The following is a 15,506-nucleotide window of genomic DNA, read 5'->3' as shown; positions in this document are numbered from 1 at the left end:
TGCGGTGCGACCCAAGGGCGATTTACTCGCCCTAGGAGGCGCGCACCGGAAGGGACGCAAGAAAGTCTTGTTCCCCCACCGGTGCGCTTTCCGTCGGCGAATTAAATTCGCCACGGGTCGCACCGCAAAATTGGGGGGCTAGGGGGGCAAAACCATACCCAGAATCAGCAACGCCAGAATTTTCACCTCAACCAAGTAAAAAATACTGTATTAATGCTTACTTAATTCAGCTAGATAATCCTTAACTAACACTTCGATTAGCATTGGATCTAAATTGCTATGGTGAAATTTGATAGCTAAAGGCACCGTTAGTCTTTGCTGATTATTGTCGTAGGTTCGCTTTCCAAAGTAGAAAAAACTCTGGGTATTTCCACGACCTGTCTGCATAGAAAAACTTAAAAAATCCAAGCCAGGAAGATTACCAACAAATTGACCTAGTTGGTAAGCATAGTATCTATCATTATTATTGGGCAATATAGGATTAGCGAAAATACTGTCTTTGCTATTTCTGTATAGTTGATAAAATTCAAGCCATCCTAATTTTGTGGCATTATTAATGATCATTTCTGCAAATCGAACTTCGCCTCCCACTGCTGTCGGACAAAATAATGGTGGATTATTAATTTGATACCATTTATGGTTAATAAATCTCCACCAGAAAGGAGGATGTTCTTTCAGGGCTTTAAGTAATTTCCAGATTAAGAAACACGTAAAGGTTGAATAGTCATTTTTGAAATTATCGTTATAATTAGTTTCCGCATCGGTTAAGTCTAATCTTAAGGTAATATCTAAATAAGGATTTATTACCTTTGTTTCGTCAATAAAAAAGTCTAGTGCCCAGCCGACATAACTATTTTTGTATTGATCAGTATCTAAGGGTATAGCGTCGTATTTGTCTAAATAGTAATTTAAATCGTCCATGATTTAAGTATTAGTTAAGGCTAATAGTATTTTAGCTAAGCATTCAGCCGTCAGCCGTCAGCTGTCAGCCGTCAGCTTATTGTATTCAAAAGCACCGATTGCGCGTAGCTGTTCGCGTAGCGTGTGCGTAGCACATAAGCTAATCACTGATAGCTGATAGCTGATAGCTGATAGCTGATAGCTGATAGCTGATAGCTGATAGCTGATAGCTGATAACTGATAGCTGACCGCTGACCGCTGATAGCTTCCAAAAAAATAGCCGTAGAAATACTATCCACGGCTATTTCAACTCCACAATAAGTCAGTTGAAATTGTGATATCACTAAGTTCCCAAATCTAACCCGATGTGATGATTTGATTGGCCAAAGGTCACGCAAGGGGGGGAAATCCCCCCAGAAATTTAAAGTGTTATGGCAACAGCCAATACTTAGTTATGGTAGTCATCACTTCCCCGGGAACATCAGTTGGTTCCAGAGGGGTCCATTCAGCAATCGACCCATAGCCTAGGGAATATAGCATCTGCATACTATAAATGACGGCTTCACGAGAACCTTTCAGGACGTGCTTAGCGGGTTGTTTTTTGAAATTTTGGGAAAATTTTTTGGACATCACTAAAAAACTGAACTCATTGTGATTATAGTGATTATTGTAATGATTATAATTTAGTTTGTCAAGGGTTTTATAAAAGTTTTTTTGGGGAGTTTTAGGGGTAATTAAGAATTAAGAATTAAGAATGTAGAATTAAGAATTGAGAATTAAGAATTGAGAATTAAGAATTGAGAATTAAGAATTGAGAATTAAGAATTGAGAATTAAGAATTGAGAATTAAGAATTGAGAATTAAGAATTGAGAATTAAGAATTGAGAATTGAGAATTGAGAATTGAGAATTGAGAATTGAGAATTGAGAATTGAGAATTGAGAATTGAGAATTGAGAATTGAGAATTGAGAATTGAGAATTAAGAATTGAGAATTCAGAATTCAGAATTAAGAATGTATAATTTAGGACGTTGCTGAATTGAAGTATGAATGCGCAATCATCTGATTGTGGTCAAGACCCCTAAATTCCCATCTTTAAAAAAGCTAAGCATCCGCTAATTCCCCCCAAGCGAGCAATCCCTCGCTTGGGGGGCTAGGGGGGCGGGGGACCCAAGAAAGTCTTGTTCCCCCCAAGCGAGCAATCCCTCGCTTGGGGGGCTAGGGGGGCTCAATCATACCCATAATCAGCAACGCCGAATTTAGGATTCTGCATTCTTAATTCTTCATTCTACATTCTTAATTCTTCATTCTTAATTCAACAATTGCTTACCAAATCCCCTGCTGTGTATTGGTAGACTCTGAAGAGATACACTGGTTTAATTGTTCACGTAATGTATCATGATCTAAATCTTGACCAATCAGCACTAATTGATTTTTTGGTTCACCTTTCCACTCATCATCTTCAATAGAGAAACGCTTACCACTGAGGTGGAAGATGTGACGCTGAGGACTTTGATCAAACCAGAGAATTCCCTTAGCGCGGAACACATTAGAGGATAACTTATTGTCTAGGAAATCCTGAAACTTCCGAAGCCCTAGGGGCTTGTCACTCTCGAAAGAAAGGGAAGTGAATCCGTCAATTTCTAGGTGATCGGAGTGATAGTGATGAGCGTGATCATGGTCATGATGGTCATGGTGGTGATGATCATGGTCATGGTGATCATGGTGGTGATGATCATGGTGATCATGGTCATGATGGTCATGATGGTCATGATCATGGTGGTGATGATCATGATCTGATGTTTTGCTGTCGAAATACTTATCAGACTCAAAGAGACCAACACTGAGAATTAAAGGAATTGGCACTTCGGCTTTAGTAGTTCTCAAAATCCTAGCATCAGTTTTCATATCTCTGAGCCGGTTTTCCAAGTGGTCTACATTGGCTTGATCGACCAAGTCAGTCTTGTTGAGGATAATAATATCCCCATAAGCAATCTGATTAGTTGCCGCGTCACTATTAAATAGATCGATACTAAAGTTTTCTGAATCTACCATAGTGACAATAGAATCAAGACGAGTCATATCTCGCAATTCTGTGCCCAAAAAGGTTAGCGCCACTGGTAAGGGGTCCGCTAATCCGGTAGTTTCCACCACTAAATAATCCAGCTTTTCTGGATGCTCCAATACGTTGTAAACTGCTTCAATTAAATCATCATTAATGGTGCAGCAGATACAGCCATTATTCAGGGCGACCATATTATCATCAGTATTGATAATCAGCTCATTATCAATACCAATTTCACCAAACTCATTAACAAGGACCGCTGTTTTGACGCCTTCTTGGTTACTTAAGATATGGTTAAGGAGGGTGGTTTTGCCGCTACCCAGGAAACCGGTAATAATGGTAACGGGTAAGCCTTGTTTCGGGGCTTCCATCCCTTGACCAGATGGGGAATCAGTCGGTAAAGTTTGCATAAGGCAACTTGTGAAAACAGTTGAGAATCAAGATATACCAAGATATCGTATTTTATCTAAAACAGCAATTCATCTCCAGCTAACCCTACGGGTATAACGGGAGACGGGGCGTATAAAGTGCTCCCGCAGGTGACCCACACAGCCCCTCATGAATTGCGCTTACTTGACACCTTACACAGAATATATTATAATGTAAGTATATACCAAAGAGTAAATAATGGTCGAAAAAGCTTACCGTTACCGTTTCTATCCAACCCCTGAACAGGAAACTCTGCTGAGGAGAACTCTAGGATGTGTAAGACTTGTTTACAACAAAGCTTTAGATGCTAGGACTTCAGGTTGGTACAAACGCTCCCGACGGATAAGCTACAAGGAAACTTCCTTAATGTTGACAGAATGGAAAAAACAGGATGACTTGTTCTTTTTGAATGACGTTAGTTCTGTTCCTCTTCAGCAAGGATTAAGACATTTACAAACCGCTTTTACTAATTTCTTTGCCGGTCGAGCTAAGTATCCTAACTTCAAGAAAAAACGTAATGGTGGTAGTGCAGAATTTACTAAGTCAGCATTCAAATGGGAAGATGGTCAAGTCTATCTTGCCAAATGTAAAGAACCTTTACGGATTCGTTGGAGTCGTCAGTTACCTGCAAACTGCACTCCAAGTATTGTTACACTTAGCTTAGACCCATCTGAGCGGTGGCAGATCTCAATTAGGTTTGATGACCATAGAGATTTGAGCTTACCGACCACAGATAAACAAGTTGGCTTGGACTTAGGAGTTACTAGCCTGATCACAACAAGCGACGGAGATAAAATTGCCAATCCCAAACATTTTAAAAAGCTCAAGAAAAAGCTAGCTAAATACCAAAAAGCTTTGTCACGAAAACAAAAAGGTTCTAATAATCGTTACAAAGCCAGGTTAAAGGTTGCCAGGGTGCATGCACAAATCAAAGACTCTAGACGAGATTTTACCCACAAGCTAACTACTCAACTGGTCAGAGAAAACCAATTGATTGCGTTTGAAGATTTAGCTGTGAAAAATCTGGTCAAAAATCACAAACTAGCTCAAGTTATCAGTGAAGCCAACTGGGCGGAAATAATTCGTCAGATTAAGTACAAGTCTCAATGGTATAATCGAGAAGCCATTTCCATTGATAAGTGGTTTCCTAGTAGCAAACTGTGTTCTGTTTGCCTAAATCGTGTTGAGTCTTTAGCTTTGAATATTCGGGAATGGGATTGCCTATCCTGCAATGCTCACCACGATCGTGATATCAATGCATCAATTAACATTTTGGCGGCAGGACTTGCCGTGTCAGTCTGCGGAGCGACCGTAAGACCCGAAGAGAGTAAATCTCGGAAGGCTGGTGCGAAAAACTCCCCCAAGGGGAGAAGGAAACAGAAACCTAAGTCGTGAGTCTTAGGAATCCCTCGTTATAATCTTTGATTTAACCAGGGAGGATGTCAAAAGTATATCTATAGCCCACTGTTGGTGATTTTATCTTTTCTTTGTCATGACCCTAAACCTTTACAATACCTTAACCCGCCGCAAGGAATCCTTTGAGCCATTGGAAACTGGGAAAGTCCGGATGTACTGCTGTGGCATTACGGTGTATGACTTGTGCCACTTGGGTCATGCTAGAACTTGTATTGTCTGGGATACCGCTCGTCACTACTTACAATGGCGGGGCTATGAGGTAAATTATGTCCAAAATTTTACAGATATTGATGATAAAATCCTAAACCGAGCCCGAAGGGAAGGCACCTCTATGGAGGCAGTGTCGGAACGCTTCATTGATGCCTATTTTGAAGATATGGCAAGGCTGAATGTCCAAGAGGCTAATGCTTACCCCCGCGCGACTCATAGCTTAGATGGAATCAAGCGACTGGTGTGTGAGTTGGAACAAAAAGGCTATGCTTACGAAGCCGATGGGGATGTGTACTATTCAGTGCGTCGGTTTGAGGAGTATGGCAAACTCTCTGGCCGCAAGTTAGAGGATTTGCAAGCAGGAGCCAGTGGACGGGTAGATGTAGCCGACTCGGTTGGGCCAAAGAAGAAAGACCCCTTTGATTTTGCGGTTTGGAAAAGCGCTAAGCCAGAGGAACCATCCTGGGAATCCCCTTGGGGACCTGGTCGTCCAGGTTGGCATATTGAATGCTCGGCGATGGTGCGAGATATGCTCGGGGAAACGATTGATATTCATACTGGTGGCTCTGACTTGGTTTTCCCCCACCACGAAAATGAAATTGCTCAATCGGAAGCTGTAACTGGTAAAAGCCTAGCCCGTTATTGGTTACACAATGGCATGGTCAAGGTGGATGGAGAGAAAATGTCTAAGTCTTTAGGCAACTTTACTACTATCCGAGACTTACTCGACCGTCCCGTTGACCCCATGGCAGTGCGGCTATTTGTGTTAATGGCGCAATACCGTAAACCAATAGATTTTACTGATGATGCGATCGCATCTGCTACCAATGGCTGGCAAACTCTCAAAGAAGGCTTGCTGTTTGGTCATAACTATGGTATACAATTAGGATGGCAAGACCAATCAGCCACACCCAAACCATCACAACCCTTGCAGGATGACTTATCAAATAAAACCATAGCGCAACAGTTCCAAGAAGCCGTAGATGACGACTTAAACTTTGCTGGAGGGTTAGCGGTATTGTTTGAAGTGGCCAAAGGGTTACGCCGGGAAGGCAATATCCTCGTACATCAGGGTAAAACCGAGACTCCTGCTTCAGAATTAGAGCAGCAATGGCGTAGTCTCGTGGAATTAGCCGAGGTATTAGGGTTAGAAGCACAACCGGAAGAAGAAGCTGAAGTTTCTACGGATGGATTGAGTGATGGGGAAATTGAAGCACTGATTCAGCAGCGGGCTGAAGCACGGAAAACCAAGAACTTTGAATTAAGCGATCGCATTCGCGATGACTTGCAAGCTCAAGGGATTACGTTGATTGACCAGGGTGGTGGCGTTACCACATGGCATCGCAATTAAGGCTGAATTGTGAAAACTACAGCTGAATTGTGAAGGTTTCGGCTTAATTGTGAAGACTTGAGGGTGAATTGTGAAGGTTGTCCAGAATGCCGAATGTAGAATGCCGAATGTAGAATTCCAAATGTAGAATATAGGATGCCAAATGTAGAATGAAGAATTCCGAATGTAGAATTACCAATTCTTAATTCTTAGTTCTAAATTCTAAATTCTAAATTCTAAATTCTAAATTCTAAATTCTAAATTCTTAGAGGTTGTCTGAGAAGTCTCATTTGCTACATCCAAGCCCCCTAAATCCCCCAATTTTGGGGGACTTTTACCAGCCAATTGATTCTTGTTCCCCCCAGAATTGGGGGGCTAGGGGGGCAAAATTCAATATCAAAAAACTTTTCAGATATCCTCTAAATTCTAAATTCTAAATTCTAAATTCTACATTCTACATTCTAATAGGTCAATTCAAAGTCAAATTCCAGACCAAATTGTGCCATTCTTGATTGGTATAGAGCATCAAAAATACTAGTCTCTTCTGAAGAAAAGTGGTTTTTCCAATCTCCTACAATTCCTTTGCGCATATGTTTGGGGATACCTTCTCGCTGAGGCACCCAATCCAGATTAGCTTTGGGATTGATTGCCATTGCCGAAAATTCACTACCAGCAACCACAGCATCGAGTAAATCGGAGGTTAAGGGAATATCTATAAAGCTAGCAACATCGGTAACGACTTGAGCTAAATCCTTTTTCATGTCTTCGTACTTGACAAACATGACATTATCTGAATCTTGGCTTGCTTTCCACCATTCCCAAACGTGATCGAATATTGAGCCATAGGCCACCTTGCCTTCACGATATAGCGTAATAAATTCGCTCCAACTCCCCTCGTATCCCATTTTGCTCAATGCATGATAATAATAGGAAACAGCATTATCCTTAGGATTGCGAGCCACATAAATATACTTTGCTTTAGTTTCGCCAAACATTGGCATCAAAGACAACGGTAAATGAGTGTGAAAGTAACGGCGATCGCTAGGAGTTTTAATCAGATTCTCTAAACCTCCATAACGAGTTGCTGCACCTTCTAACCAAGGAACTGCTTCACTCAATACTTTGTCCCCTTGCTCTCCATTGTGAGCAAGCAAGTGAACAATCTGCTCCATCCATGTCGTACCAGATTTAGGATAGGCGACAACAAAGGTATCCCGATCCCCGACTCTAAAGTCCTTAAGGGCATCGATTTCCTTCTGGGTAATGAAAGCTGGAAAGACAATTAGACCTTCTGGATTCTTACCGTCTTTTACCAGTGCTTGCTTATAGTCTGCCATGGATTACAGGCTCTTCCGTACTTGTTATGCTAAATAAACAGTATTTCACAGCGGATCACCGGAACAGCGGATCACCGGAACAGTCGTCAGAGGCCGTATTCAGAAAATTTTGTTAGTTGAATATCCTAATTTTACCTGTAAAGAAAGCTTTCTGAGTTTTTTAACTGGAAATTTAGCATAAAATGTACTGAAGACGCCGCATTTCTCACAAATTTAGCGATCGCAAACCCTGAAAGCGTTATTAAATCTGGGCTTGACCCTGATCAAAATGAATAGAAAAAACAATACACTGTTTAAACCCTTACCTGTTTAGGTTGGATTTGACTGGATAAGGGCTACAGCTACTAAAACTATCTTTGTGAGAAATCCGGGAGCTACTTTTGCCGTATCTGGTTAGAACCTGCAATATTTATAGTTATCAGGATTAATTTTGACAATTACGGATAAAATCTAATGACCAATTATGTCTATATAGCAACAAGCTTAGATGGATTTATCGCTACAAGTGATGGCGGATTAGATTGGCTAGAAGAAATACCTAACCCCGAACAAAGTGATTATGGATATGCTAAGTTTATGAAAAGCATAGATGCCATAGTGATGGGAAGAAAAACCTTTGATAAAGTTTTAACTTTTGGTCAATGGGTTTATCCAAAACCCGTTTTTGTATTAAGTAATAGCTTAACAAAGCTTCCAGAAAAAGTTTTTGGTAAAGCAGAAATTCTTCGTGGAGATATAAAAAAAATAATTAATCATTTGAATCAAAAGGGATATACAAATCTTTACATAGATGGAGGTAGAGTAATCCAAAGTTTTCTTCAAGAAGACCTTGTTGATGAAATGATTATTACTCGCGTTCCAATTCTTTTGGGAAAAGGCGTTCCTTTATTTGGAACCCTAGAACAACATCTTAAATTACGACACAAAAAAACTGAAATATATAATGATACTTTAGTAAAAAGCTACTATATAAGAGAGAAAAATATTGAATTATAATTAAAAATATATACAAATAGCATTTACTTTTTCTGCCATTAGTCCAATGAAACTTAGACAATCGTTGATCTGGGTAATTTCTTTGGGATTAGTTGCCCTTTTGGGAATTACTTGGCTGATTATCAATCAAGACAATCCTCTGGAACAGTTACGGGAAACAAAAAATTGTCAAAACTGTAATTTAGCAGGGCTAGAACTTTCCAGATATGATTTAAAAGGAGCGAATCTCGAAAAGGCTAATTTAGAAGGGGTTAACTTAGCGGGAGCTAATCTAGAAAAGGCTAATTTGGTAGGGGTCAATTTAGAGGGAGCTAACCTCGAAAACGCTAACCTGAAAAAAGCTAACCTCAGTGGGGCTAATCTCCGTAGAGCTAACCTGAAAAAAGCTGATCTTGTTTGGAGCAACTTCACAGAAGCTAACTTAGAACAAGCTAATCTCCAAGAAGCCAACTTATCAAATATTTTCGCCAAAGCAATTAAGCTCGAAAGAGCTAACCTCAGGGAAGCTAATTTATCAAAAGCCAATCTGGTAGGGATTAATATGAGTGGAGTGAACCTGGAGAAAGCCAATCTCCAAGAAGCAACACTGGCTGAGCTGAATACAAGTGCTTCATTGCCATTCGATCATTATTTAATAAGTGCCAATCTCAGGGGGGCGAACTTGATGGGAGCTAATCTTGAACGGGCTGACTTGAGGGGAATTGACCTCTCCGATGCCAACCTCTCCGACGCTAGCCTCAAGGGAGCACAACTAGACTATACCTTGGAGCTTACTGATTGGGGTTCTCCCAACAAAGTTTACCGTGCCAACCTCAAGGGGGCGAACTTAACCAATACCATCATGCCCGATGGTAGCACCAATCAATAGGGATACTCTTAAACCGGGATTAATTTAGCTATCAGCTATCAGCTATCAGCTTAAGCGCTACGCGCACGCTACTTGAGGTGCTATCAGCTATCAGCTATCAGCTAATGCGCGTAGCACAATCGGTACTTTTGAATAAAATAAGCTGACCACTGACCACTGACCACTGACGGCTGAATGCTAACAGATTAAGAAATACCCCGATCAAAATCAGGTGTGATTTTAGCGATCGCGTTTGGCGATCAACTTACGATTTATTTTATCGAAACTTAGCATAATCTTGATCTAAGCTTTACGTTTCTTAACCAAATAGTATTCACAATTCATCTACTATTCCTTTAAACAACGGGAAAAGCCGTCTGGGGCAGTGCCAAAGTTCACAGATGTGATCAGCTTATGCTGGTGCGCATCAAGCAATGCCATAACCTAAAGACAGGATTAAATCCCCAAAATTGTTTAGTTTTATTAAGAAAACCCCAAAAAGACGGTTTTTGTTCACCTTTGGTGTAACCTATCCCTAAGCTTCGGCAAATTTTCTGTATATATTAGCACATTTTGAAATACCGATACGCCATGTTAAGGCAATGTAAGCTATCAGCTATCAGCTATCAGCTATCAGGTATCAGCAGTAGGCCACGCTACGCGAATGGCTGAGGGCTGACCGCTAAGGGCTGAATGCTTACAGGGCAATTATCGGTGGTTGCTCTATATCCAGAAGCTAGTCAAGCGTAAATAGTAAATTTAGTCTATTACTAATAAAACTATGAACCAAAACAAGCGTCAGGCATACTGGCGTGCCAACATCGCATTAATTCGGAATCTCTTAATTGTTTGGGCATTCGTATCCGTTGTATGTAGCATTCTGCTTGTAACATTACTGAACAACGTCAGTGTAGGGAATATTCCCCTAGGCTTCTGGATGGCACAACAAGGTAGTATTTTTACCTTTGTCGTCCTAATTTTTATCTACGCTATACAGATGGATAAAATTGACCGTAAATACAAAAAGTAATGTTTACTGTTGGTAAATAAATTGGGAAATAAATGGCTTTGCTTAACTAAACTATATTTTTATAGTTAGCAATTAAGAATTGTAATAGGGCAATTCTATAGTACTTTCCAATAAAAAAAATACCGTTTTTTTATTACCAACAATCCCTATATAGGGTTTCTCATAGTAATGATGTACATAGGATTTTGTCCCGATTCCCGATTCCCGATTCCCGATTCCCTGCGCGCAGCGCTATAGCAATTATTCAGACAAGTAAATATCTATGACAGTTGAAGCTTGGACCAGTGTATTGGTCATTATTTCCTTTATTCTCTACCTTTACATTGGTTGGCGCTCTCGGGTGCGCGATAGTAAAGGGTTTTTCGTAGCAGATCAAGGTGTTCCCGCTGTTGCTAATGGTGCTGCTACAGCGGCAGATTGGATGTCTGCTGCTTCCTTTATTTCTATGGCAGGGCTAATCTCTTTCTTAGGATATGATGGCTCAATTTACCTGATGGGCTGGACAGGAGGATATGTGCTACTAGCGCTATTGTTAGCCCCTTACCTGCGGAAGTTTGGAAAATACACAGTACCCGACTTTGTGGGAGACCGCTATTACTCGAATGTTGCTCGGTTGGTAGCAGTAGTTGCTGCTATTTTTGTCTCCTTAACCTATGTCGCAGGACAAATGCGAGGGGTAGGTATTGTATTTAGCCGCTTTCTGCAAGTGGATATCGGTCAGGGTGTCGTGATTGGCATGGTAATTGTGGCATTTTTTGCCGTGCTGGGGGGGATGAAAGGCATTACCTGGACTCAAGTTGCCCAGTATGGCGTGTTGATTGTGGCTTACCTGATTCCAGCGATTGCGATCGCAACTCTACTGACCGACAACCCGATTCCCCAGCTAGGATTCACCTTCAGTGACATTATCCCGAAACTCAATCAAATTCAGGTAGATCTAGGTTTCCAGGAATACACTAAACCCTTTGCCAACAAGTCCATGCTGGATGTCTTATTTATCACCATTGCCTTGATGGTCGGTACTGCTGGACTTCCCCATGTGATTGTACGCTTTTACACCGTACGCAATGCTAGAGCTGCTCGTTATTCCGCTGGCTGGGCGCTATTATTCATTGCCATACTCTACACCACAGCTCCCGCCGTTGCTGCCTTTGCCCGCTATAACCTGATTGATAGCCTCCATGACCATACCATTGAGGAAGTGCGTCAGCTAGACTGGGCAACCAAATGGGAAAATACTGGTTTATTGGCGTTTGACGATAAAAACGGCAATGGCAAGATTGAGCTGAAACCGGACAAAGAGACCAATGAAATTAAGATTGACCGAGATATCATTGTACTCTCCACACCAGAGGTAGCCAAACTTGCTCCCTGGGTGATTGCCTTAGTAGCAGCAGGAGGACTAGCCGCCGCTCTATCCACTGCATCGGGCTTACTGCTAGTGATTTCTAGCTCAATCGCCCACGATGTCTACTACCGCATCATTAATCCTAGGGCGTCGGAGTCCCAACGATTGATGGTGGGTCGAATTATGGTAATTGCTGCCATTGCCATTGCCGGTTACTTTGGTATCAATCCCCCTGGATTTGTAGCCCAAGTGGTAGCCTTTGCCTTTGGTTTAGCCGCTGCCAGCTTTTTCCCAGTCATTCTGCTAGGGGTATTTGATAAGCGAACCAACCGAGAAGGGGCAATTGCTGGCATGGTGGTAGGGTTAGTTTTTACCACCGTTTACATCATTGGGGTGAAGTTCTATAGTATGACACCCTGGTTTTTCGGTATTTCCCCTGAGGGGATTGGTACCGTAGGGATGGTGCTTAATTTCATTGTGACTGTAGTGGTTTCTCGCCTGACACCCCCACCTCCAGCAGAAATTCAGGAGATGGTGGAAATGTTGCGAACACCCGGTGATGCTCCCCCAGCCCTTCATGATGTGGGAGAAGAGGAGTTGGATTGATCAAGGTTGAAAGTTGAAAGTTGAAAGTTAAAAGTTGAAGGTTGAAGGTTGAAGGTTGAAGGTTGTTCGCGAAGCGTGGCCAATAGGCCAAGGTTATGGGGTTGTTTGCCTTTGGCGTTCGGTATAGGGTAGGGTGTCTTTGAGAATGTAGAATGTAGAATTAAGAATGTAGAATTCCCAATTCTAGCGTTGCTAAATCTTCGCGCTGAATAGGAGTAGAGTGGGCATCCTGCCCGCACGAAAATAAGCATGAAACTGGCAAGATGCCAGTTCCACGGCTGATGCCCATTCCACAGGTGCGACCCAAGGCCGGGTTCCCCGGCCTAGGAGGCGCGCACCTAAACACTCTTAAAATCATTCCATTATTCAGCAACGCCCAAATTTCAAATTCTACATTCTACATTCTACATTCTTAATTCAAAAGGGTAGGTTGAAGACCGTACCGTCAACCGTCAACTAATTCAGGTGTTTTCTCTGTAGACTATTTGCAGGCACTCAACATGCAAATGGAAGTCTATGCTACGCCTTAAAATCTCCTTAGCTAACTTACTGCTGATTGTTGCTACTGGCTTGACAATAGTCCTGCTGTGGCAACTTAGAGCTTTGCTAGTAGTACTGATGATTGCAGTAGTGCTCGCATCTACTCTAGCACCAATTATTGATAGTGCTGAAAAGTTAAGGATTCCCCGCTGGCTAGCGGTTATTCTGGTTTATTTAGGCTTAATCGCTGGTTTGACAGGGATCGGCTTAGTGATTGGACCAACAGTAGCTGAGCAAATTCAGCGTTTATTTCGGAAACTGCCAACGTATTTGGAGGTTTTAACCTCTTTGTTAGATGCTTTAGCGATTCGCCTAGGGATGACTGAACTAGCTCTGAGTAAAATGTTTGATGCTGGGACCGTTACCTCTTGGGTAATTCGTTCCTCTCAGCAGTTGCTAGTGCAGTCTTATGGATTGACACGGAGTCTTTTTGCTGGAGTGTTTACCGTAATTCTGGCAACACTGCTGTCTGGTTATATGTTAGCTGGCTCTGAACAGTTGATTAAAGGGGGGGTAAGTTTGTTTCCCAAACCCTGGGATGAAAAATTGGCAGCCCAGGTCAAGCCAGTCAGCCAACGGATGGGGGGTTACATCCAGGGGCGAGTGGTGGTTTCAGGAATTTTAGGGATGGCGATTACTGTTGGTTTAAAATTTTTGGGACTGTCAGAGTTTGCCTTGGGTTTGGGTGTGATTGCTGGGGTGACCAATTTGATTCCCTTTTTTGGTCCGGTCTTGGGAGCAATTCCAGCATTGATTGTGGCAATTGCTCAAGGGGGATGGACTTTCTTGTGGGTATTGCTACTATTTGTGATTATTCAGAATCTGGAAACCTATATTCTTGATCCCCTACTGGTGGGGTCTTCTGTGAGAGTTCACCCCTTATATCAGTTGTTGGCAGTGCTAGGTGGTGCAAAGGTTTTGGGGATTCTTGGTGCTTTGATTGTTCCCCCTTGGGTAGCTGGTGCAGCTCTGGTACTAGAAAATTTGTACTTGAAGCCGAAACTGGAGGCGGAACAAAATGCTGCTACTATCTCGCCAGCTTCTGAACCAGACGCCTCAAATGCTCTTTCTTTCAACGGATAGTATGATAACTATACTTTGAGGGATCAGCAATTAGCTATCAGCAATTAGCTATCAGCAATTAGTAATCAGCTATCAGCAATTAGTAATCAGCTATAGCAGTCGCCAGGGCAGTTAGGACATGACAAAAGTCTCACACCCTTTGTAAGCGATGCAGCGCGGTCTTGGGGGTTTCCCCCATGAGCGACTGCATCAAGAAGCGCAAGAGTTTGACTTCTGACAAATGACTTCTGACAAATGACTTCTGCTATATCAGCTATCAGCCATTGGCCATTGGTCACGCTACTTGAGGTACTTTTGAATAAAATAAGCTGACGGCTGACGGCTGTTCGCCCAGCGTGAGCTAAAAGCTGACGGCTGACGGCTGACGGCTGACTGCTTACGAAAATAGTCAGCCAATTACTAATTACCAATTACTAATTACCAACTACCAATTAACTGTCTTAAGTAATGCTACCTTGGCTAGAAACTTAACACTAAAGTACAGTTAACACTAGGCTGCTCTGATACTCCTAGCCAAGGTAGTAAAAAAAGTTTTGCGATCGCGGATTCTTCGCCTCACCAATCTCAGCCGCCCTGCGCAGGAGACTATTGCCCTGATTATCCATTATGCCATACTCTTTATCGGTGTTATTGTCCTATTGCAGTTGTGGGGAATCGACTTTAGTTCTCTAGCTGTATTTGTCGGAGTCTTGGGTGTGGGCATTGGCTTGGGAATCCAGGGAATTGCTAAAGAATGTGTCAGCGGTTTGGTACTCATTTTTGAGCGTCCGATCCAAGTAGGGGACTTTGTGAATGTTGGGGAACTGATGGGAACAGTAGAAAATATCGGTATTCGGAGTACAGAAATCCTGACGTTGGATCAAGTCTCAATCATTATCCCCAATTCTCGCTTTCTTGAAGCTGAAGTGGTCAACTGGACTCACAATAATCCAGTATCCCGGTTAAAATTACCCGTAGGGGTCGCCTATGGTTCAGATCCAATTAAAGTACGTAGTGCTCTGATTGAGGCAGCTTCTCAACATCCAGAAATCTTAGATCAACCAGCCCCTAATGTATTTTTTACTGGATTTGGAGAAAATGCCCTCAAGTTTGAGTTGTTGGTTTGGATTGAAGACCCTCCCAAGCAGTTCCAAATCAAAAGTGAGCTTTACTTTCTGATTGAAGAAATACTACGTCATTACCATGTTGATAGTCCCTTTCCTAAGCTAGATTTGCACGTCCGTTCTGGTAATTTTCCTGTAGACGTTTCACACCAATTAATTGAGTCCCTAACTCAGCTATCTCAGGAATTGACTAAGTGGATGGCTAGACAATCCTATGGTAATAGTCACAATGGTACTAGCCACAATGGTACTAGCCACAATGGTACA

At 42.1% G+C, this 15,506-nt stretch carries 13 protein-coding genes and 1 pseudogene; 8 read left to right on the top strand and 6 right to left on the bottom strand.

The genetic code is table 11. The features are described 5' to 3' along the window. Positions 1–210: 210 nt before the first annotated feature. The 4 genes and pseudogenes from F6K37_RS15885 to F6K37_RS15870 all read right to left on the bottom strand — a co-directional run bounded on the left by F6K37_RS15885 (position 211) and on the right by F6K37_RS15870 (position 3,374). Positions 211–921 carry a hypothetical protein gene (locus F6K37_RS15885; protein ID WP_008185951.1) on the bottom strand — a complete coding sequence of 237 codons (711 nt, stop codon included), beginning with the start codon at positions 919–921 and terminating at the stop codon, positions 211–213. 143 nt (positions 922–1,064) lie between these two features. Further along, positions 1,065–1,199: a hypothetical protein gene (locus tag F6K37_RS15880; protein ID WP_267872050.1), complete on the bottom strand. Its 135-nt coding sequence runs from the start codon at positions 1,197–1,199 to the stop codon at positions 1,065–1,067. 130 nt (positions 1,200–1,329) lie between these two features. Beyond that, positions 1,330–1,530, bottom strand: coding sequence for a hypothetical protein (locus tag F6K37_RS15875; RefSeq protein WP_008185945.1), 201 nt, complete (start codon positions 1,528–1,530; stop codon positions 1,330–1,332). A gap of 679 nt (positions 1,531–2,209) precedes the next feature. Then, positions 2,210–3,374: pseudogene (locus F6K37_RS15870) on the bottom strand (CobW family GTP-binding protein). A 217-nt stretch (positions 3,375–3,591) separates the two neighbouring features. Here F6K37_RS15870 and F6K37_RS15865 point away from each other — a divergent pair. After that, positions 3,592–4,788, top strand: a complete 1,197-nt coding sequence (locus tag F6K37_RS15865; RefSeq protein ID WP_008185941.1) for an RNA-guided endonuclease InsQ/TnpB family protein — start codon at positions 3,592–3,594, stop codon at positions 4,786–4,788. A gap of 97 nt (positions 4,789–4,885) precedes the next feature. After that, the gene (gene cysS / locus F6K37_RS15860) at positions 4,886–6,370 is read left to right on the top strand and encodes a cysteine--tRNA ligase (RefSeq protein WP_287251119.1); all 1,485 of its coding nucleotides are present in this window, start codon (positions 4,886–4,888) and stop codon (positions 6,368–6,370) included. A gap of 440 nt (positions 6,371–6,810) precedes the next feature. Here cysS and F6K37_RS15855 read toward each other — a convergent pair whose 3' ends face one another. Beyond that, on the bottom strand, positions 6,811–7,686 hold the full coding sequence (locus F6K37_RS15855; protein ID WP_071105104.1) for a sulfotransferase domain-containing protein: 876 nt from the start codon (positions 7,684–7,686) through the stop codon (positions 6,811–6,813). Between the two features lie 453 nt (positions 7,687–8,139). Between F6K37_RS15855 and F6K37_RS15850 the strand changes: the two genes are divergently transcribed. The 4 genes from F6K37_RS15850 to F6K37_RS15835 all read left to right on the top strand — a co-directional run bounded on the left by F6K37_RS15850 (position 8,140) and on the right by F6K37_RS15835 (position 12,513). Continuing rightward, positions 8,140–8,682 (top strand): dihydrofolate reductase family protein, encoded by a 543-nt coding sequence (locus F6K37_RS15850; protein ID WP_287251118.1) that lies wholly within the window; start codon positions 8,140–8,142, stop codon positions 8,680–8,682. A 46-nt stretch (positions 8,683–8,728) separates the two neighbouring features. Continuing rightward, positions 8,729–9,550, top strand: coding sequence for a pentapeptide repeat-containing protein (locus tag F6K37_RS15845; protein WP_287251117.1), 822 nt, complete (start codon positions 8,729–8,731; stop codon positions 9,548–9,550). Between the two features lie 760 nt (positions 9,551–10,310). After that, on the top strand, positions 10,311–10,559 hold the full coding sequence (locus tag F6K37_RS15840) for a DUF4212 domain-containing protein (protein ID WP_008185921.1): 249 nt from the start codon (positions 10,311–10,313) through the stop codon (positions 10,557–10,559). Positions 10,560–10,821: 262 nt separating this feature from the next. Next, a complete protein-coding gene (locus F6K37_RS15835) occupies positions 10,822–12,513 on the top strand; it encodes a sodium:solute symporter family protein (protein WP_287251115.1) in 1,692 nt (563 codons plus the stop codon). Here F6K37_RS15835 and F6K37_RS15830 read toward each other — a convergent pair. Beyond that, complete coding sequence (locus F6K37_RS15830; protein WP_287251113.1) at positions 12,483–12,764, bottom strand: hypothetical protein; 282 nt, start codon at positions 12,762–12,764, stop codon at positions 12,483–12,485. The genes F6K37_RS15835 and F6K37_RS15830 overlap by 31 nt on opposite strands. Before the next feature lie 265 nt (positions 12,765–13,029). On the opposite strand from F6K37_RS15830, the gene F6K37_RS15825 reads away from it, so the two are divergent. Beyond that, positions 13,030–14,136, top strand: coding sequence for an AI-2E family transporter (locus tag F6K37_RS15825; protein WP_008185917.1), 1,107 nt, complete (start codon positions 13,030–13,032; stop codon positions 14,134–14,136). 533 nt (positions 14,137–14,669) lie between these two features. Continuing rightward, on the top strand, positions 14,670–15,506 hold an 837-nt coding region (locus F6K37_RS15820; protein WP_287251110.1), incomplete at its 3' end, for a mechanosensitive ion channel family protein.

This window comes from Moorena sp. SIO4E2 (genome assembly GCF_010671945.1).
GTDB classification, from domain to species: domain Bacteria; phylum Cyanobacteriota; class Cyanobacteriia; order Cyanobacteriales; family Coleofasciculaceae; genus Moorena; species Moorena producens.
This window is presented reverse-complemented; position numbering and strand designations above follow the sequence as displayed.

Excerpts from the sequence above, each read along its gene's own strand:
- F6K37_RS15875 (WP_008185945.1), bottom strand. The coding sequence starts at position 1,530 with ATGTCCAAAAAATTTTCCCAAAATTTCAAAAAACAACCCGCTAAGCAC.
- F6K37_RS15865 (WP_008185941.1), top strand. The coding sequence starts at position 3,592 with ATGGTCGAAAAAGCTTACCGTTACCGTTTCTATCCAACCCCTGAACAG.
- F6K37_RS15825 (WP_008185917.1), top strand. The coding sequence starts at position 13,030 with ATGCTACGCCTTAAAATCTCCTTAGCTAACTTACTGCTGATTGTTGCT.
- F6K37_RS15845 (WP_287251117.1), top strand. The coding sequence starts at position 8,729 with ATGAAACTTAGACAATCGTTGATCTGGGTAATTTCTTTGGGATTAGTT.
- F6K37_RS15830 (WP_287251113.1), bottom strand. The coding sequence starts at position 12,764 with ATGCTTATTTTCGTGCGGGCAGGATGCCCACTCTACTCCTATTCAGCG.
- F6K37_RS15840 (WP_008185921.1), top strand. The coding sequence starts at position 10,311 with ATGAACCAAAACAAGCGTCAGGCATACTGGCGTGCCAACATCGCATTA.
- F6K37_RS15835 (WP_287251115.1), top strand. The coding sequence starts at position 10,822 with ATGACAGTTGAAGCTTGGACCAGTGTATTGGTCATTATTTCCTTTATT.
- F6K37_RS15855 (WP_071105104.1), bottom strand. The coding sequence starts at position 7,686 with ATGGCAGACTATAAGCAAGCACTGGTAAAAGACGGTAAGAATCCAGAA.
- F6K37_RS15850 (WP_287251118.1), top strand. The coding sequence starts at position 8,140 with ATGACCAATTATGTCTATATAGCAACAAGCTTAGATGGATTTATCGCT.
- F6K37_RS15885 (WP_008185951.1), bottom strand. The coding sequence starts at position 921 with ATGGACGATTTAAATTACTATTTAGACAAATACGACGCTATACCCTTA.
- cysS (WP_287251119.1), top strand. The coding sequence starts at position 4,886 with ATGACCCTAAACCTTTACAATACCTTAACCCGCCGCAAGGAATCCTTT.